Source organism: Arthrobacter sp. N1 (assembly GCF_048288285.1).
In the GTDB taxonomy this organism is placed as follows: Bacteria; Actinomycetota; Actinomycetes; order Actinomycetales; family Micrococcaceae; genus Arthrobacter_D.
This window is the reverse complement of the sequence record NZ_CP102608.1, coordinates 1,569,647-1,588,183: the sequence shown is the minus strand read 5'-3', so window position 1 is coordinate 1,588,183 and position 18,537 is coordinate 1,569,647. Positions and strand designations below refer to the sequence as shown.

The 18,537-nt window shown below is 69.1% G+C and carries 16 protein-coding genes; 3 read left to right on the top strand and 13 right to left on the bottom strand.

Features of this window, described 5'->3' with window-relative positions:
* Nucleotides 1-10: 10 nt before the first annotated feature.
* The 13 genes from secG to NVV32_RS07020 all read right to left on the bottom strand — a co-directional run bounded on the left by secG (nt 11) and on the right by NVV32_RS07020 (nt 14,534).
* Nucleotides 11-262 carry a preprotein translocase subunit SecG gene (gene secG / locus NVV32_RS07080; RefSeq protein WP_055773518.1) on the bottom strand — a complete coding sequence of 84 codons (252 nt, stop codon included), beginning with the start codon at nt 260-262 and terminating at the stop codon, nt 11-13.
* Between the two features lie 52 nt (nt 263-314).
* Nucleotides 315-1,130, bottom strand: a complete 816-nt coding sequence (gene tpiA / locus NVV32_RS07075; protein WP_422391816.1) for a triose-phosphate isomerase — start codon at nt 1,128-1,130, stop codon at nt 315-317.
* A 119-nt stretch (nt 1,131-1,249) separates the two neighbouring features.
* Entirely contained in the window at nt 1,250-2,500 is a 1,251-nt protein-coding gene (locus tag NVV32_RS07070; RefSeq protein WP_422391815.1) for a phosphoglycerate kinase, read from the bottom strand.
* Between the two features lie 12 nt (nt 2,501-2,512).
* A complete protein-coding gene (gene gap, locus NVV32_RS07065; protein WP_055773523.1) occupies nt 2,513-3,523 on the bottom strand; it encodes a type I glyceraldehyde-3-phosphate dehydrogenase in 1,011 nt (336 codons plus the stop codon).
* Between the two features lie 291 nt (nt 3,524-3,814).
* Nucleotides 3,815-4,444: a superoxide dismutase gene (locus tag NVV32_RS07060; RefSeq protein ID WP_422391814.1), complete on the bottom strand. Its 630-nt coding sequence runs from the start codon at nt 4,442-4,444 to the stop codon at nt 3,815-3,817.
* A 129-nt stretch (nt 4,445-4,573) separates the two neighbouring features.
* Nucleotides 4,574-5,554 (bottom strand): DNA-binding protein WhiA, encoded by a 981-nt coding sequence (whiA, locus tag NVV32_RS07055; protein ID WP_055771628.1) that lies wholly within the window; start codon nt 5,552-5,554, stop codon nt 4,574-4,576.
* 10 nt (nt 5,555-5,564) lie between these two features.
* Nucleotides 5,565-6,590 (bottom strand): gluconeogenesis factor YvcK family protein, encoded by a 1,026-nt coding sequence (locus tag NVV32_RS07050; protein WP_422391813.1) that lies wholly within the window; start codon nt 6,588-6,590, stop codon nt 5,565-5,567.
* Nucleotides 6,590-7,489: an RNase adapter RapZ gene (rapZ, locus tag NVV32_RS07045; protein ID WP_055771633.1), complete on the bottom strand. Its 900-nt coding sequence runs from the start codon at nt 7,487-7,489 to the stop codon at nt 6,590-6,592. Before rapZ ends, NVV32_RS07050 begins: the two co-directional genes overlap by 1 nt.
* A gap of 118 nt (nt 7,490-7,607) precedes the next feature.
* The gene (gene uvrC, locus NVV32_RS07040; protein WP_422391812.1) at nt 7,608-9,656 is read right to left on the bottom strand and encodes an excinuclease ABC subunit UvrC; all 2,049 of its coding nucleotides are present in this window, start codon (nt 9,654-9,656) and stop codon (nt 7,608-7,610) included.
* A 104-nt stretch (nt 9,657-9,760) separates the two neighbouring features.
* On the bottom strand, nt 9,761-10,429 hold the full coding sequence (locus tag NVV32_RS07035; protein ID WP_055771639.1) for a lysophospholipid acyltransferase family protein: 669 nt from the start codon (nt 10,427-10,429) through the stop codon (nt 9,761-9,763).
* Nucleotides 10,416-11,081: an HAD hydrolase-like protein gene (locus NVV32_RS07030; RefSeq protein ID WP_422391811.1), complete on the bottom strand. Its 666-nt coding sequence runs from the start codon at nt 11,079-11,081 to the stop codon at nt 10,416-10,418. Before NVV32_RS07030 ends, NVV32_RS07035 begins: the two co-directional genes overlap by 14 nt.
* 77 nt (nt 11,082-11,158) lie before the next feature.
* Nucleotides 11,159-14,071, bottom strand: coding sequence for an excinuclease ABC subunit UvrA (uvrA, locus tag NVV32_RS07025; RefSeq protein WP_422391810.1), 2,913 nt, complete (start codon nt 14,069-14,071; stop codon nt 11,159-11,161).
* An 85-nt stretch (nt 14,072-14,156) separates the two neighbouring features.
* A complete protein-coding gene (locus NVV32_RS07020) occupies nt 14,157-14,534 on the bottom strand; it encodes a GntR family transcriptional regulator (protein WP_055771645.1) in 378 nt (125 codons plus the stop codon).
* 145 nt (nt 14,535-14,679) lie between these two features.
* On the opposite strand from NVV32_RS07020, the gene NVV32_RS07015 reads away from it, so the two are divergent.
* The 3 genes from NVV32_RS07015 to NVV32_RS07005 all read left to right on the top strand — a co-directional run bounded on the left by NVV32_RS07015 (nt 14,680) and on the right by NVV32_RS07005 (nt 18,510).
* Nucleotides 14,680-15,318: an MBL fold metallo-hydrolase gene (locus NVV32_RS07015; RefSeq protein ID WP_055771648.1), complete on the top strand. Its 639-nt coding sequence runs from the start codon at nt 14,680-14,682 to the stop codon at nt 15,316-15,318.
* Between the two features lie 108 nt (nt 15,319-15,426).
* Complete coding sequence (locus tag NVV32_RS07010) at nt 15,427-17,970, top strand: DEAD/DEAH box helicase (RefSeq protein ID WP_422391809.1); 2,544 nt, start codon at nt 15,427-15,429, stop codon at nt 17,968-17,970.
* A 66-nt stretch (nt 17,971-18,036) separates the two neighbouring features.
* Nucleotides 18,037-18,510: a GNAT family N-acetyltransferase gene (locus NVV32_RS07005; protein ID WP_422391808.1), complete on the top strand. Its 474-nt coding sequence runs from the start codon at nt 18,037-18,039 to the stop codon at nt 18,508-18,510.
* Nucleotides 18,511-18,537 lie beyond the last annotated feature (27 nt).

The following is an 18,537-nucleotide window of genomic DNA, read 5'->3' as shown; positions in this document are numbered from 1 at the left end:
CCCGGAAGGGTCAGGATTCGCCGGCGAACCGCTGGATCAGGCCGAGTGCCACGATCACGACTCCCCAGGCGAGGCCGAGTGCCACCGTGAAGCGATTGAGGTTGCGCTCGGCTACACCGGAGGATCCCATGCTCGAGGTCATCCCGCCGCCGAACATGTCCGACATTCCGCCACCACGGCCCTTGTGCAGCAGGATCAGCAGGGTCAGCAGGAGGCTGGTGATCCCGAGCAGGACGAGCAGGATGATACGAAGGATGTCCACGGGGCCCTTTCAAGGCTCGGTAAGCCGCTCGTCGGAGCGGCAGGCGCAGGAACTAGTCTGTCACCAGATGCTGTTCGAACCTGACAATACTAGCAAATTCGGAGACGTCGAGGCTCGCACCGCCGACGAGCACGCCGTCGACGTCGCGCTCCTTCAGGATGCTCGCGGCGTTCGCGGCCTTGACCGATCCGCCGTAGAGCAGGCGTGTCTTCGCCGCTGTGTCGGCGTCGAAGAGGGTTGCAAGCTCGGCGCGGATGGCGGCACACATCTCCTGCGCGTCCTCGGGCCCGGCGACCTCGCCCGTCCCGATGGCCCAGACGGGCTCATAGGCGACGACGAGCGTTCCTGCCTGATCCGCATCGAGACCGGCGACGCCCTGGCGCAGCTGCTCGAGGGTGTGGGCGACGTGCGTGCCGGCCTGGCGGATCTCGAGTCCCTCACCCACGCACAGGACGGGCACGAGGTCGTGGCGGTAGGCCGCCTGCACCTTGCGGTTCAGGACCTCGTCCGACTCGTGGTGGATGGTACGGCGCTCGGAGTGGCCCACGAGCACGTAGGTGCAGTCGAGCTTGGCGAGGAACTGGCCGGAGATGTCGCCGGTGTAGGCACCGGAGTCCTCGGGTGAGAGATCCTGTCCGCCGAAGACCACCTCGAGGTTGTCGCCCTTCACGAGGGTCTGCACGCCCCGGAGGTCGGTGAACGGAGGGAAGACCGAGACCTCGACGCGTGAGAAGTCGTGGCCGGCATCGTCGAGGGTCCAGGCGAGCTTCTGCAGGAACGTGATCCCCTGCATGTGGTCCAGGTTCATCTTCCAGTTGCCCGCGATGAGCGGCCGGCGATCGAACGCGCCGTTGGTCGAGGTGGTCATCGTCTTCTCCATCATGGTCGTGTCATGGCGGCGGGATCCGGTGCCCTGGGGCTCCGGATCCCGCCGGTGTGGATCGTGCATCGGGACGCCGGACGGATCCGGACCGGCCCCGTCGGGCCTTACCCGCGCTCGAGGGCGCTGAGGCCGGGCAGTTCCTTGCCCTCGAGGTATTCGAGGCTCGCACCGCCACCGGTCGAGATGTGCCCGAACTGGTCATCGGCGAAGCCGAGCCCCCGGACGGCTGCGGCGGAGTCGCCACCGCCGACGACGGTGAGGGCACCGGCGCCCTGCGCATCGACGAGCGCCTGGGCCACGGAGCGGGTGCCTCCGGCGAAGGAATCGAACTCGAACACGCCCATCGGGCCGTTCCAGAAGACCGTCTTCGCCTCGGCGATGTTCGCCGCGAAGTCCTGCGCGGTCACCGGACCGATGTCCAGCCCGAGACCCCCCGCGCCGTACGGCCCCGATTCGATGGCGTCGGCGGCGATCACGCTGCTGCCGGCATCCGCCGCGAACGTCTCCGCCACCACGATGTCCGTCGGCAGCACGAACTGCGTGCCGTCCCGGGGGCCACGCTCGAGGTAGCCTCGCACCGTCCCGATCTGGTCCTCCTCGAGGAGGCTGGCGCCGACGCGGTGGCCCTGGGCTGCGAGGAACGTGAACACCATGCCGCCGCCCACGAGGATGCGGTCGGCCGTGCCGATCAGGTTCTCGATCACGGCGAGCTTGTCCGAGACCTTCGACCCCCCGAGCACCACGACGAACGGCCGCTGCGGGTCCTTCGTCAGCCGCTCGAGGACCACGAGCTCCGCCCTGACCAGGTCCCCCTGGTAGGCGGGCAGCAGCGCTGCGATGTCGAAGACGCTCGCATGCCGGCGGTGCACGGCACCGAAGGCGTCGTCCACGTACGCAGCGTCCTCCCCGGCGAGCTCGGCCAGCTCCCGCGCGAAGGCCGTGCGGTCGCCGTCGTCCTTGCTCGTCTCGCGGGCGTCGAAGCGCACGTTCTCCAGCACGAGCACCTCACCCTCCCCCAGCGCGGCGGCAGCGCTCCGCGCCCCCTCGCCCGTGGTGTCGGTCGCGAGTCGGACCGGGAAGTCGGCCAGCTCGCGGAGGACGTCGACAGCCGGCGCTAGGGAGTACTTCGCCTCGGGCGCCCCCTTGGGCCGGCCGAGGTGTGCCATCACGATCACGGCCGCCCCTGCCTGGACCAGCTTGCGCAGGACGGGCAGGGACGCGCGGACACGGCCGTCGTCGGTCACCGTCAGGGACGGGACCTCCCCCTCGAGGGGGACGTTGAGGTCGGAGCGGACGAGGACGCGACGTCCCCGGACGCCCTCGGCGAGCAGGTCGTCGAGCGATGCGTAGGCCACGGGCGGATCCGCCTAGGAGAGCTTTGCCGCGACGATTTCGGTCAGGTCGACCAGGCGGTTCGAGTAGCCCCACTCGTTGTCGTACCAGCCGACGACCTTGACCTGGTTGCCGAGGACCTTGGTCAGGCCGGAGTCGAAGATGCACGACGCCGGATCCGTCACGATGTCCGAGGAGACGATGGGGTCCTCGGTGTAGGACAGGTAGCCCTTCAGCGAGCCGTCGGCAGCTGCTGCCTTGTAGGCGGCGTTGACCTCGTCCGCGGTGACCTCGCGGCCGACCGTCACGGTCAGGTCCGTCGCGGAGCCGGTGGGGACCGGGACGCGGATGGCGTAGCCGTCCAGCTTGCCCTTCAGCTCGGGCAGGACCAGGCCGATGGCCTTCGCCGCTCCCGTGGAGGTGGGGACCATGTTGATCGCGGCGGCGCGCGCACGGCGGAGGTCCTTGTGGGGACCGTCCTGCAGGTTCTGGTCGGCCGTGTAGGCGTGCACCGTGGTCATGAGGCCGCGCTCGATGCCGAAGGAGTCGTTCAGCACCTTCGCGAGGGGGCCGAGGCAGTTGGTGGTGCACGAGGCATTCGAGATGATGTGGTGGTTCTCGGGGTCGTAGTCGCCGTCGTTGACGCCGAGCACCACGGTGAGATCCTCGTCGGAGGCGGGAGCCGAGATCAGGACCTTCCTCGCACCGGCGTCGATGTGCTTCTGCGCGTCGGAGGCCTTGGTGAAGAAGCCGGTGGACTCGATGACGATGTCGACACCGAGGTCCTTCCAGGGGAGGTTCGCGGGATCGCGCTCGGCCAGCACCTTGACGCGCTTCCCGCCGACCACGAGGTCACCGCCGTCGACCTCCACGGAGGCCTTCAGGCGACCGGTGACGGAGTCGTACTTCAGCAGGTGCGCGAGGGCCTCGGGGCTCGTGAGGTCGTTGACGGCCACGATCTCGAGGTCGGCACCCTGCTCCAGGGCGGCGCGGAAGTAGTTGCGGCCGATGCGGCCGAAGCCGTTGATTCCAACACGGGTAGTCACGGGTTTCCATCTCCTTGATAGGTGGTGCCGTCGGCACTCCCTCTCGGGTGACGCCGGCGACGAATACATCTTGTACCGGGCACCCCTTCGTGCCGACGTTGATCGGGTCCTGCGGGCTCCCTGCGGAGCCGGACATCCGTTCGGAGCCGTGCGGGGATCTCTCCCTGCACGGCTCCAACCTTACTCAGCGCTGCGTTCCCGCACGCACTCGTGACGCGGGGTTGCCCCGCCGGTCAGCGCGTGGTGGCTTCCTGCAGCCGATGACGCGCCGGATGGTGCGCGGTCGGATGGCTAGTGGCCGGGGGTGATCAGGCTCGACGCCCCGGTCCTCGCGGCCTGGAAACGGGCCTGGACATCGGCCCAGTTCACCAGGTTCCACCACGCCTTCACGTACTCGGGCTTCACGTTCACGTAATCCAGGTAGAACGCGTGCTCCCACATGTCCAGCATCAGCAGCGGGACGGTGCCCACGGGCACGTTGCCCTGCTGGTCGTAGAGCTGCTCGATCACGATGTTCTTCCCCAGCGGCTCATACGCCAGCACCGCCCACCCCGACCCCTGCAGCGACGTCGCAGCGGCGGTGAAGTGCGCCCGGAACGCGTCGAAGGACCCGAACGCGTCATCCAGCGCCGCGGCGAGCTCACCCTCGGGCTTGTCCCCGCCCTCGGGCGACATGTTCTTCCAGAAGATGCTGTGGTTGATCACACCACCCACATGGAACGCCAGATCCTTGGAGAGCTTCGGGATCGTCCCGAACTCGCCCTTCTCACGGGCCTCGGCCAACTGGGCCAGGGCATCATTGGCGCCCTTCACATAGGTGGCCTGGTGCTTGGAATGATGCAGCTCCATGATCCGGCCCGAGATGTGCGGCTCCAGGGCCGCGTAGTCGTAGTCAAGATCCGGCAGTACGTAGTCGCTCACGTAGTCCTCCATGTAGTGATCCCGTGTACCCGCGCTGCCCGCAGCCCGTCACGGGCTCCGAACGGCGGGAGTCCCGCCGGATCAGCTATCGACCGCGAGCGGGCTTGCTCTTCCATCCTATGCACTCATTCACTCGTCGAGCATGTCCGCGGTCACATTGGCGTCGGTCCCCGGGATGCCGATGTCCGAGGCCCTCTTGTCGGCCATCGCGAGGAGCCTCCGGATACGGCCGGCGATGGCATCCTTCGTCATGGGCGGGTCCGCGAGGCGACCCAGTTCGTCGAGACTGGCCTGCTTGTGGGCCACCCTCAGCTCCCCGGCATAGCGCAGGTGCTCCGGGACGGTCTCACCGAGGATCTCGAGTGCGCGCTCCACGCGGGCCCCGGCGGCGACGGCTGCCTGGGCGGAGCGGCGCAGGTTGGCGTCGTCGAAGTTCGCGAGGCGGTTCGCCGTCGCCCGCACCTCCTTGCGCATGCGCCGTTCCTCCCACACCATGAGGGCGTCGTGTGCGCCCATGCGGGTCAGGAGCGCGGCGATCGTGTCACCGTCCCGGATCACGACACGGTCGACGCCGCGTACCTCGCGGGCCTTCGCGGCGATGTCGAGGCGGCGGGCGGCACCGACGAGTGCGAGGGCGGACTCGGGGCCGGGGCAGGTGACCTCGAGCGACGACGAGCGCCCGGGCTCCGTCAGCGATCCGTGGGCGAGGAAGGCACCACGCCAGACGGCCTCGGCGTCCGCGGTCGAGCCGTTGACGACGGCGGAGGGCAGTCCCCGCACGGGGCGGCCACGGGTGTCGAGCAGCCCGGTCTGTCGCGCGAGTGACTCGCCGTCGCGCACCACGCGCACCACGTAGCGGTTACCCCGCTTGAGGCCACCGCCCGTGACCACGATGATCTCGCTGTTGTGGCCGTACACCTCGGCGATCGCGGCGCGGAGGCGGCGCGCGGTCGACGCGAGATCCACCTCGGCCTCGATGACGATCCGGCCGGAGATGATGTGGAGTCCTCCGGCGAATCTCAGCAGCGCGGACACCTCGGCCTTGCGCACCGAGGACTTCTTGACGTCGAGGTGCGAGAGCTCCTCCTTGACGTCGGCGGTCAGGGCCACAGATACACTCCTAGTTCTCCCCAAACATGTCGTTGTAGGACGTCGCCAACCGCAACGGATCATGGACGGGCTTTCCGGTCGAAACTCCCACTGTACCGAAGACGGCGCGCCCGCCCATCCCGGCGACGGCCCGCTCGAAGGCGGCACGGTCCGCTACCACGGAGGGGTCGACGAGGACGACGTCGACGGTGAATTCCGGCGCGTAGCGCGAGATCACGGTGAGGTGGTCGATGGCGCTCATGCCCTGCGTCTCCTTCGTGTCGTTGCTGAGGTTCATGGTGAGGCAGCGCCGGGCCGAGGTGCGGCAGAGGGCGTCCCGCAACTCGGGGAGGAGCAGGTGGGGCAGCACCGACGTGTACCAGGAGCCGGGCCCGAGCACCACCCAGTCGGCGAGTTCGATCGCCTCGAGAGCGTCCTGGCAGGCAGGGGCCGACGCCGGGAGGAGCCGGACGTTGCTCACGTTGCCCGTCTCGGCCGCGACGGCGAGCTTCGCCTGGCCGGAGACGTTCGTGACGCGCAGGGCACCGTCCACCTCGCTGAGGACGTCCCCCTCGATCGTCAGGGGGACACTCGCCATCGGGAGCACGCGCCCGCGCGCACCGAGGAGCGCACCGGCCCACTGCAGACCGGCCACCGGGTCGCCGAGGAGCTCCCACAGCGTGACGATCAGCAGATTCCCCATCGCGTGGTGGTCGAGCGACCCCTCCACGCCGGGACGGGAGGTGAACCGGTGCTGCATGACGTCACGCCAGGTGCGGCCCCAGTCGGTGTCGTCGCACAGGGCCGCCAGTGCCATGCGGAGGTCCCCCGGCGGCAGCACCCCCAGTTCGTGGCGGAGGCGCCCCGAGGATCCGCCGTCGTCCGCCACCGTCACCACGGCGGTCAGCTCCTGCGTCAGGAGGCGCAACGCGGAGAGGGAGGCGGACAGCCCATGGCCTCCGCCGAGGGCGACGACGGTCGGCCCGGGGCCCTGGCCCTCACCGGTCTGGCGCGCCGCCGGTGGAATGAGGGGCAACGGACCCGAGAACAGGGCCACTACTCACGCCCGAGGTCGCGGTGGTGGGCCGTGACCTGCACTCCGGGCAGCTGCGCCAGGCGCTGCGCGATCTCCTCGGTCACCGCGACCGAGCGGTGCTTCCCGCCCGTGCAGCCGACGGCGATGGTGGCGTAGTGCTTGTTCTCCCGGCGGTAGCCGTCGAGGACGGGGACGAGGGCGTGCACGTAGCGGTCGATGAAGTCGCCGGCCCCCTGCGCCCCGAGGACGTAGTCGCGGACCGGGGCATCCAGCCCGGTCTGCGGACGGAGGACCGGCACCCAGTGCGGATTCGGGATGAAGCGGACGTCGGCGACGTAGTTGGCGTCCACCGGCAGTCCGTACTTGAAGCCGAAGCTCATCACGTTGAGGCGCAGGACGATCGGGCCGGACTCCGAGAACAGCTCGGTGACGCTGGTGGCCAGCGCGTGGACGTTGAGCTCGGTCGTGTCGATCACGATGTCCGAGGAGTGCTTGAGCTCCTTCAGGACCTCGCGCTCGGCCGCGATGCCGTCGAGGATGCGCCCGTCCCCCTGCAGCGGGTGCGGTCGGCGCCCCTGCTCGAACCGGCGGACCAGCACGGCGTCGTCGGCGTCGAGGAACAGCACGCGGTAGTTGACGCCGGCGGCGCGCAGGGCGGCCAGCGAGGCCCGGATGTCGTTGAAGAGTTCCTTGCCGCGCACGTCGATGACGACGGCCAGCTTCGGGATGGACTGGGGTGTCCGGGCCACGAGTTCCGTCAGCGTGGACAGCATCTGCGGGGGGAGGTTCTCCACGACGTACCAGCCGTGGTCCTCGAGCGCATTGGCCGCCGTGCTGCGGCCGGCGCCCGACATGCCGGTCACCACCAGCAGCTCGGACTCGGTGGGTTTGACCGGAGTCAGGCTCGTGGCCTCAGTCATCGTGGTGCATCCGTTCCGGATCGACGGGGGCCCGGTCCCGCTGGATGCCCCGATGTGTGCGGTCTGTTGTCAGCTCGTGATCGGTGCGGCCTTCGAACCCACCGCTCCTTCAGCCTAGCTAATCTTCGATGATCTCGCCCGTGGTCATGTTCACGGCCGGTGCGGGAGCATTCCCGGGCTCGACGGCGAGCGAGCTGCGGACGGTCTCGGCGAGTGCGGGCCCGATGCCGGGTACCGCGAGGAGCTCGTCGACGGACGCCGCGCGGATCTTCTTGACCGACCCGAAGTGCTTGAGCAGGGACTTCCGCTTGGCGGGCCCGAGCCCGGGGACGTCATCGAGGGCGGAGGCCGTCATCGACTTCCCCCGTTTCTGGCGGTGGAAGGTGATCGCGAAGCGGTGTGCCTCGTCCCGGATGCGCTGCAGCATGAACAGGCCCTCCGACGCGCGGGGCAGGATCACGGGGAACTCGCTGTCCTGCACCCACACCTCCTCGAGGCGCTTGGCGAGCCCGACGACGTGGACGTCGTCGATCCCCAGGTCCTCCAGGGCACGCGCCGCTGCGGCCACCTGCGGCGGGCCACCGTCCACGACCACCAGACTCGGGGGGTAGGCGAACCGGTTCCGGGTGACCGCCGTCGTCGTGTCCCGCATCGGCTCGCCCGCCCCGTCGACCTCCGGATGGTCGAGGACCGAAGCGGCGTCGTCAACGGGGTCGGTCTCCGGATCCGGCAGGTCCGCGGCGGCGTCACGCTGCTCGCCCGCCTTGCCGGCCAGGTAGTTGCGGAAGCGGCGGTAAATGACGTCGTACATCGACGCGGTGTCGTCCCGTGCCGCGTCACCCGTGATGAAGAACTTCCGGTACTCGGACTTGCGGGGCAGCCCGTCCTCGACGACGACCATCGAGGCGACGACGTTGGTGCCCTGGACGTGGGAGATGTCGAAGCATTCGATGCGCATGAGCGGCTGGGGCAGGTCCAGGGCCTCCTGCAGTTCCTGCAGGGCGGCGGAGCGGGTGGTGATGTCACCCGCGCGGCGGCTCTTGTGCAGGCGCAGCGCATCCGCGGCATTCTGTTCGACCGTGCCCATGAGGGTCGCCTTGTCCCCGCGCTGCGGCACCCGGACGTCGACGCGTCCGCCGCGCAGTCCGCGCAGCCACTCGAGCATCTGCTCACCGTTGCTCGGGAGCACGGGTACGAGCACCTCCCGCGGGATCTCCTCGTTGCTGCTGCTGCCCTCGCCGTAGACCTGCTGGAGCAGGTGCTCCACGAGGTCGGCCGTGTCCATGTCCTCGACCTTCTCGACGACCCAGCCGCGCTGGCCGCGGATGCGGCCGCCGCGCACGTGGAAGACCTGCGCGGCGGCCTCGAGCTCGTCCTCCCTCAGGGCGAAGATGTCGGCATCGGTGTCCTCGGAGAGGACCACGGTGTTGCGCTCGAACACCCGCCGGAGCGCCGCGATGTCGTCCCGCAGGCGTGCCGCTGCTTCGAAGTCGAGCTCGGCGACGGCTTCGCCCATCTTCCGTTCCAGGCTCGAGATGAACTTCTTGGAGTCCCCCGCCATGAAGTCGCAGAAGTCGCGGGCCAGCGCGCGGTGGTCGTCGGGGCTGATGCGTCCGACGCACGGCGCCGAGCACTTGTCGATGTAGCCGAGGAGGCAGGGCCTGCCGCTCCGCTCCGCGCGCTTGAAGACGCCGCTGCTGCAGGTCCGCACCGGGAAGACCCGGATCATCGTGTCCACCGTCTCGCGGATGGCCTTGGCGGGGTAGAACGGCCCGAAGTAGCGCGTGTCCTTCCTCTTGTCACCGCGCATCACCTGCACGCGAGGATACTTCTCCCCCATCGTGACGGCCAGGTAGGGATAGGACTTGTCGTCGCGGAACATGATGTTGAAGCGCGGATCGAACTCCTTGATCCAGGTGTACTCGAGCTGCAGGGCCTCGAGTTCACTGCCGACCACGGTCCACTCCACGCTGGCAGCGGTGAACACCATGGAGCGCGTCTTCGGCAGCAAGCCCTGGGGGTTCGCGAAATAGGAGTTCAGGCGGGAGCGGAGGTTCTTGGCCTTGCCGACGTAGATGACCCGGCCGTGCTCGTCACGGAAGCGGTAGACCCCGGGATCGAGCGGGATCTCGCCGGTCTTCGGACGGTAGGTCACTGGGTTTGCCACGCCATCAATCCTAGGGCTGCGCGGTGACACGCCCCGACCGTACGGGCCCCTGTCCGCTGACGGCTGCACCACCGTCCGGCCGGCGCCGGCAGGGGTGCGGGGGCCTACTCCGCCGGCGGGCTCTGGTTGTAGTGGCCCACGCGTTCCTGGCCGCTCAGCGCCGCGATGCTGTCCATGATCGTGTCCGTCGCGTTCCGACGGGCCGGCAGCGGGTGGCCCGGACCCGTCCGGGCGAAGACGAGGGGCTCACCGATCCGCAGGGTGAAGTGCTGGGGCCGGACGCCCCGGCGCCCCGCGGGCTGCAGGGCGTCGGTCCCGATGAGGCCGACGGGCACCACGGGTGCGCCGGTGGTGAGGGCCAGCCATCCGACGCCGGTCCGGCCCCGGTACAGCCGGCCGTCCCGTGAGCGGGTGCCCTCGGGGTAGATGCCGACTCCGTCGCCCTGTTCCAGCAGGTCCAGGAGCGTCCTCAGTGCGGCGACGCTCGCCGCCTGCTGGCCCCGCTCCACCGGGATGGACCCGACGCCCTCGAAGAACGACTTCATGAGCGAGCCCCTGATCCCCGTGCCGGTGAAGTACTCGGCCTTGGCGAAGAACGCGACGGGCCGGGGCATGAGCGCCTGGACGAGGACGCTGTCGAGGAACGACAGGTGGTTGGGCGCCACGATGAACGGACCGGTCCTGGGTACGTGGTGCAGGCCCTCGACCGTGGGACGGCACAGACCGGCGATGAGTCCCCGCGTGGTGCTGCGTGTCAGGTCATAGACCCCCACAGAGCACCTCCAGTAACTGCTCGGCCGTGTGCACGACGGCGGCCGCCCCCGCCTCCTCGAGCTCGCCGGGGGCGGCGAAGCCCCATGTGACGCCGACACCGGGGAGGCCGTTGGCCCGGGCGCCCTCGACGTCGTGCAGCCGGTCCCCGACCATCACGGCGCGCTGAGCCGCAGCGGGGTGGGCGTCGAGTGCGGCCCGGATGATGGAGGTCTTGCCCGTCGCTGCCCGGCGCTCGTCCCGTGGGGACCCGTGGACCGACGCGAAGAGGGACCGCAGGCCCTGCGCCTCGAGCAGTTCCTCGGCCAGCCATTCCGGTTTCTGCGTGGCCACGGCGACGACCGCCCCGGCCTCCGCGAGCGTCCCGACGCACCGCGCCACCCCCGGGTACGGACGGCTCTGCTGGATGCCGGTCGACCGGTAGCCGGCCCGGTAGGTCGCCATGACGGCACCGAGCAGCGGAGCCGGGACCCCGGCGATGACGCCGAGCGAGTGGAGGAGGGGCGGGCCGACCATGGACTGCAGGGCGTCCTGGTCGGGGACGGCGAGGCCGTGGGAACGCAGGGCCCCGCTGATCCCGCCGGTGATGGCGCCGGCCGGGTCGACGAGGGTGCCGTCGAGGTCGAAGAGGATCAGCGAATACGGAGGAGGCACCGGGCAAGCTTGCCATAGTCCCCGGGCGGCATGCATCACGCATGCCGCACCGGGAATACCAACGGGAGCCGGGTGGGTCAGACCGCGGCTTTGTCGAAGATCTCCTTGAGGAACGTCCCGGTGTAGCTGCGATCGCTCTTCGCGACCGCCTCGGGCGTTCCTGTCGCGATGATCTGACCTCCACCCGAACCGCCATCGGGTCCGAGGTCGATCACCCAGTCGGCGCTCTTGATGACGTCGAGGTTGTGCTCGATCGTGATGACGGTGTTGCCCTTGTCCACGAGTCCCTGCAGGACGATCAGCAGCTTGCGGATGTCCTCGAAGTGCAGGCCCGTGGTCGGTTCGTCCAGCACGTAGATGCTGCGGCCGTTCGACCGCTTCTGGAGCTCACTGGCGAGCTTGACGCGCTGCGCCTCGCCGCCGGAGAGCGTCGTCGCCGGCTGGCCGAGCCGCACGTAGCCGAGCCCCACTTCCACCAGGGTGTTCAGGTGCCGCGCGATCGGGCTGAACGCCGCGAAGAACTCGGCACCCTCCTCGATCGGCATGTCCAGCACGTCCGCGATGGTCTTGCCCTTGTAGTGCACCTCGAGCGTCTCGCGGTTGTACCGCGCACCGTGGCACACCTCGCACGGGACGTAGACATCGGGCAGGAAGTTCATCTCGATCTTCAGCGTGCCATCACCGGAACACGCCTCGCAGCGGCCGCCCTTGACGTTGAAGGAGAACCGCCCCGGCAGGTAGCCGCGGACCTTCGCCTCGGTGGTCTCGGCGAAGAGCTTGCGGATGTTGTCGAAGACGCCGGTGTAGGTCGCCGGATTCGACCGGGGTGTCCGGCCGATGGGGCTCTGGTCGACGTGGATGACCTTGTCGAGATGCTCCAGCCCGTCGATCCGCTTGTGCCTCCCGGCGACCTGCTTGGCACCGTTGAGCTTGTTCGCCAGAACCTTGTAGAGGATGTCGTTGACCAGGGTGGACTTGCCGGACCCGCTGACGCCGGTCACGGCGGTCAGCACGCCCAAAGGGATCGTGGCGTCGAGGTTAGTCAGGTTGTGCTCACGCGCACCGACGATCTTGAGTTGGCGCGACCGGTCGATCTTCCGCCGCTTCTTCGGGATCTCGATCTTCCGTCGCCCCGAGAGGTAGTCGCCCGTCAGCGACTTCTCGTTGGTCAGCAAGTCCTCGAGGAGACCGGAGTGGACCACCTCGCCGCCGTGCTCGCCGGCGCCGGGTCCGATGTCCACGATCCAGTCCGCCTCGGCGATCGTGTCCTCGTCGTGCTCGACGACGATCAGCGTGTTGCCGAGGTTGCGGAGCCTCGTGAGCGTCTCGATGAGGCGCCGGTTGTCGCGCTGGTGCAGGCCGATCGACGGCTCGTCGAGGACGTAGAGCACCCCGACGAGGCCGGAGCCGATCTGCGTGGCCAGGCGGATGCGCTGGGCCTCGCCACCGGACAGCGTGCCGGAGGCCCGCTCGAGGTTCAGGTACTCCAGTCCGACGTCGAGGAGGAACGTCAGGCGGGCCTGGATCTCCTTGAGCACCTGGTTGGCGATCTGCGCCTCGCGTCCGGTGAGGACGAGGTTGTCGAGGAAATCCGCGCAGTCCCGCATCGGCATGGCCGAGACCTCGGCGATGGACCGCCCGTTGATGAGCACCGAGAGCGACGCGGGGTTCAGCCGCGCCCCGCCGCACGTGGGGCAGGGGATCTCCCGCATGTACTCCTCGTAGCGATCCCTGGCGTGGTCCGACTCGGTCTCGAGGTGCTTGCGCTGGATGTACTGGATGGCACCCTCGAAGCCCGTGCTGTACTTCCGCTCGCGCCCGAAACGGTTCTTGTACTGCACCACCACCTTGTGGTCCTTGCCGTACAGCGCCGCCTCGCGGGCGCGGTCCGGCAGCTTGCGCCACGGCGTCGTGATGTCGAACTTCAGCTCCGAGGCGAGGCCCTCGAGGAGCCGCGTCCAGTACTCGAGGGTCGCGGTCCCGAGCGACCACGGTGCGATGGCACCCTCGGCGAGGCTGAGATCCGGGTTGGGGACCACGAGCTCCTCGTCGACCTCGAGTTTGGTGCCGATGCCGGTGCAGGCGGGGCAGGCACCGAAGGGGTTGTTGAACGAGAAGGAGCGCGGCTCGATCTCGTCGATGGCGAGCGGGTGCTCGTTGGGGCACGCCAGATGCTCCGAGAAGGCGTGGAGGCGCTTCTCGTCGTCCTCGGGGAGGTCGACGAATTCCGCGAGGACACGACCGTCCGCGAGCTTCAGGGCCGTTTCGACCGAGTCGGTGAGGCGCTGCTGGATTCCGCCCTTGACCACGAGGCGGTCGACGATGACCTCGATGGTGTGCTTGTACTGCTTGCCGAGCTTCGGCGGATCACTGAGCTGGATCAGCGTGCCGTCGACGCGGGCACGCGAGTACCCCTTCGCCGTCAGCTCCTGGAAGAGGTCGACGAACTCGCCCTTGCGTGCGCGCACGACGGGGGCGAGGACCTGGAAGCGGGTCCCCTCGTCGAGTTCGAGCAGCTGGTCGACGATCTGCTGGGGGGTCTGCTTGGCGACGGGCTCGCCGCACACCGGGCAGTGCGGCCTGCCGACGCGCGCCCAGAGCAGACGCATGTAGTCGTAGATCTCGGTGATGGTGCCCACCGTGGACCGCGGGTTCTTGCTCGTCGACTTCTGGTCGATCGACACCGCGGGCGAGAGGCCCTCGATGAAGTCGACGTCGGGCTTGTCCACCTGGCCGAGGAACTGGCGCGCGTAGGCCGACAGCGACTCGACGTACCGCCGCTGACCCTCCGCGAAGATGGTGTCGAAGGCGAGCGAGGACTTCCCGGAACCGGACAGACCGGTGAACACGATCATCGCGTCACGCGGGAGGTCGAGGTCCACGTTGCGCAGGTTGTGTTCGCGGGCGCCCTTGACGATCAGACGCGAGAGGTCCTGGGGAGCGGGGTCCGGGTGATGGGCATGCTGCTCGAGAGAATGTGCTGTAGCCACCCGTCCACTGTAGGGGAAAAGGGGTTCGAAGACATATTCGAATAGGACATCTTCCGCCCTGATACTGCGCGGGGAACGGACCCGTTCACGCTCGGCGCAATGCGGCCCTGATGATCGCCACCGCGTCGGCCTCGGAGAGGCCCACCGAGCGGACCGTCTCCGCGAATTCCTCGGCGGCAGCACCCACCTTCTGCCGTGCGTCGTCGCTCCCCGCCGCGATGACGGTGCCTGCCCTGCCGCGCGTCTCCACGACCCCCGCCTGTTCGAGTTCGCGGTAGGCCCGCGCCACCGTGTTGGCCGCGATGCCGAGGTGGGTGGCGAGCACGCGGACGGGTGGCAGGCGGGTTCCGACGGCGGCCCGGCCGGAGTTGGCCGCGGCCATGACGGCGTGCCTGACCTGCTCGAAAGGCGGGACCGCACTCGTCGGATCCAGCCTCAGCCAACGGGGGATGTCCTGCTCCATGCGTGTCCTTCCGTGGAGGCCGGCAACGGGTGGGCCTGGTACCTGCACCCTATCCCCGGCCGCGGGGGTGCCTCGGCCCTCCGTACCCCGGACCTCCGATCGCCGTGCTTCCTGCGGGCCCCGCTCCCCTGCCTACACTGAACCCATGCACCAGCTCAGCGAAGTGACCATCCGTTCGATCGCCGTCTCCGAGATGGACAACAACGTGTACCTGCTCACCTCCCGGTCCTCGGGCGCGCAGGTCCTGATCGACGCGGCGGACGACGCGCCGGCGATCCTCGCCCTGCTGGCGGATGCACAGGAGGACACGGATGCCGAGGCCCGCGTGGCCCTCATCATCACCACCCACGCGCACTGGGACCACGTCCGGGCGCTGGCCGAGGTGAAGGAGGCCACCCACGCCAGGACGGCGGCGGGCGCGGAGGACGTCGCGGACATCGCCGTCCCCACCGACGTCGCCCTGCAGCACCACGACGTCGGGTCCTTCGAGGGCTTCGAGCTGGAGGCCATCCACCTGCGCGGGCACACACCGGGGTCCGTCGCCCTGCTGTACCGCGACCCGCACGGTCCCGCCCACCTGTTCACGGGCGACTCGCTGTTCCCGGGAGGCGTGGGCAACACCCAGGGCGATCCCGCCCGCTTCGCGTCCCTGATCGAGGACGTCGGGACACGAATCTTCGACTACCTGCCCGACGACACCCTCGTCCACCCCGGCCACGGCGCGGGCACCACGCTCGGGGCGGAGCGCGGCTCGCTCACGGAGTGGAAGCAGCGCGGCTGGTAACCGGCGGGGACCCCCGAGGGACCGCGCCGTTCCGGCCGGCGGAGGGCCGGGAGTCCGGTGAGCCCACCGACCCCCGGCGTGAGAGGCCACCGGTAGGCTGGACCCACCATGAGGATCCACGAGCACCTGTCCCGGCACGACGACGGCCGCCTCACCGCTGATGCGGTCTACGAGGCCTTCACGGGGTGGGCGGTCGAGCGGGGACTGACGCTCTATCCGGCACAGGACGAGGCGGCCATGGAGCTCGTCTCGGGGAGCAACGTCATCCTCGCCACGCCCACCGGATCCGGGAAGTCCCTCGTCGCCGTCGCCGCGCACCTGAAGTCCTTCGCAGAGGGGCGCACGAGCTACTACACCGCGCCCATCAAGGCGCTCGTGTCCGAGAAGTTCTTCGCGCTCTGCGAGATCTTCGGTCCTGAGAACGTCGGCATGATCACGGGCGACTCCGGGGTCAACCAGGACGCACCGATCATCTGCTGCACGGCGGAGATCCTTGCGAACCTCGCGCTGCGGGAAGGTGCGCTGGCCGACGTCGACACCGTGGTCATGGACGAATTCCACTTCTACTCCGACCCACAGCGCGGCTGGGCCTGGCAGGTTCCCCTCCTCGAGCTCCCCCAGGCGCAGTTCCTCCTGATGTCGGCGACCCTCGGCGACGTCAGCAGGTTCGAGAAGGACCTCACCGATCTGACGGGTCGCCCCACCGCGACGGTGACCTCCGTCGAACGGCCCATCCCGCTGCACTTCTACTACGTCGAGACGCCGGTGCAGGAATCGCTCGAGGAACTGCTCACCACGCGGCAGGCCCCCGTGTACGTGGTGCACTTCAGCCAGGCGGAAGCCATCGAGCGAGCCCAGAACCTGATGAGCATCAACATCTGCACGCGCGAGGAGAAGGACCGGATCGCCGAACTGATCGCCACGTTCCGTTTCTCGGCGGGCTTCGGCAAGACCCTGAACCGCCTGGTCCGGCACGGCATCGGCGTGCACCACGCCGGCATGCTGCCGAAGTACCGCCGCCTCGTCGAGCAACTCGCCCAGGCCGGCCTGCTCAAGGTGATCTGCGGGACGGACACGCTCGGCGTCGGGATCAACGTGCCCATCCGCACTGTCCTGCTGACCGCGCTCAGCAAGTACGACGGCGTCCGGACGCGCCTGCTGAACTCCCGGGAGTTCCACCAGATCTCGGGCCGCGCGGGCCGCGCGGGCTACGACACGGCAGGCACCGTCGTCGTCCAGGCCCCCGAGCACGTCGTCGAGAACGTGAAGGCCATGGCGAAGGCCGTGGGCAAATTCGGCGACGACCAGAAGAAGCTGCGCCAGGTGGTCCGGAAGAAGCCGCCGCAGGGCTTTGTGTCCTGGGGCAGACCGACCTACGAGCGGCTCGTCGAGAGCGTGCCGGATCCGCTGACGTCGTCGTTCTCCGTCAGCCACTCCATGCTGCTGAACCTGCTCGAGCGCCCCGGCGACCCGTTCGCCGCGGCGAAGCGGCTCCTCACCGAGAACCACGAGACGCGGGCGTCCCAGCTGCGGCTCATGCGCCGGGCCATCGGCATCTACCGCGAACTCGTGACCGCCGGCATCGTGGAGAGGCTCACCGAACCGGAGCCCGACGGCCGGATGATCCGCCTCAAGGTGCACCTGCAGGCGAACTTCGCCCTCAACCAGCCCCTCTCGCCCTTCGCCCTTGCAAGCCTGGAGCTCCTCGACCCCGACGCGCCGGGGTACGCGCTCGATGTCGTCTCGGTCATCGAGGCCACGCTCGAGAAGCCGCGCCAGGTGCTGAACGCGCAGGAGAAGAAGGCACGCGGCGAGGCCGTCGCGGCCATGAAGGCCGAGGGTATCGACTACGACGCACGGATGGCGCGCCTCGAGGAGGTGACCTACCCGAAGCCGCTGGAGGAACTGCTGCAGCAGGCGTTCGACGTCTACCGCTCATCGGCGCCCTGGCTGGGCGACTTCGAGCTCGCTCCGAAGTCCGTGGTCCGCGACATGTACGAGCGGGCCATGAGCTTCGGGGAGTACGTCGCCTTCTACTCCCTCACGCGCTCCGAGGGGATCCTGCTGCGCTACCTCGCCGACTGCTACAAGGCCCTGCGGCACACCGTTCCGGTCGAGGCGCTGAGGGAGGACCTCAGCGACACCATGGAGTGGCTCGGCGAGCTCGTCCGCCAGGTGGACAGCAGCCTGCTCGACGAGTGGACCCAGCTCTCCGCCGGTATCGACGCGGGTGCGGCCGCGGCTGCCGCCGTCGACCTGCCGGAGGAACCGCCGTCGGTCACGTCGAACGAGCGCGCGTTCCGGGTGATGGTGCGGAACGAGATGTTCCAGCGGGTCAAGCTGTTCGCGGACGAGCAGGACGAGGCGCTCGGTGCCCTCGACGCGGAGTCCGGCTGGACCGCGGATCGGTGGGCCGAGGCGCTCGACGGGTACTTCGGCGACTACGAGGACATCGACGACGGGCCGGCGGCCCGCGGTCCGGCCCTCCTGCTCATCACGAAGGCGCCCGGCACGTGGCGTGTCCGGCAGATCCTCAAGGACCCCGAGGGCAATGGGGACTGGGGCATCAACGCCGAGGTGGACCTCGCGGCGTCCGACGATGCGGGGAGCCCGGTCGTGCGGATCGTCGGTGTGGGCGCGCCCGCAGCCTGAACCGCTTCGCCGTTCGGGTGCCGGACGGGTGCCGGGCGGGTGCCCCAGCGTCGTTAAACTTGCCTCATGACGATCCGCGAAGCACGCCCGGCCGATGTCCCGGTGATCCTGCAGCTCATCCACGATCTCGCCCTGTACGAGAAGGAGCCCGACGCCGTGAGGAACACGGCGGAGGGGTTGGAGGCCGCACTGTTCGGTGACCGCCCCACCATCTACGCACACGTGGCGGAGGCGCAGGGCGAGGTGCAGGGTTTCGCCCTGTGGTTCCTCAATTACTCGACGTGGGAGGGCGTCAACGGCATCTACCTCGAGGACCTGTACGTGCGTCCCGACGCACGCGGCGCCGGGTACGGTAAAGCGCTGCTGTCGAATCTCGCCCGCATCGCCGCCGACCGTGGGTACGCCCGTGTCGAGTGGTCGGTCCTCGACTGGAACGAACCGTCCATCCGCTTCTACGAGAGCCTCGGAGCCCGGGCGCAGTCGGGCTGGAGCACGTTCCGCCTCACGGGCGACGCCCTGGCCGAGGTCGCCGCACTGTGACACCGATCGCCGGGTCCGGCGTCCCGG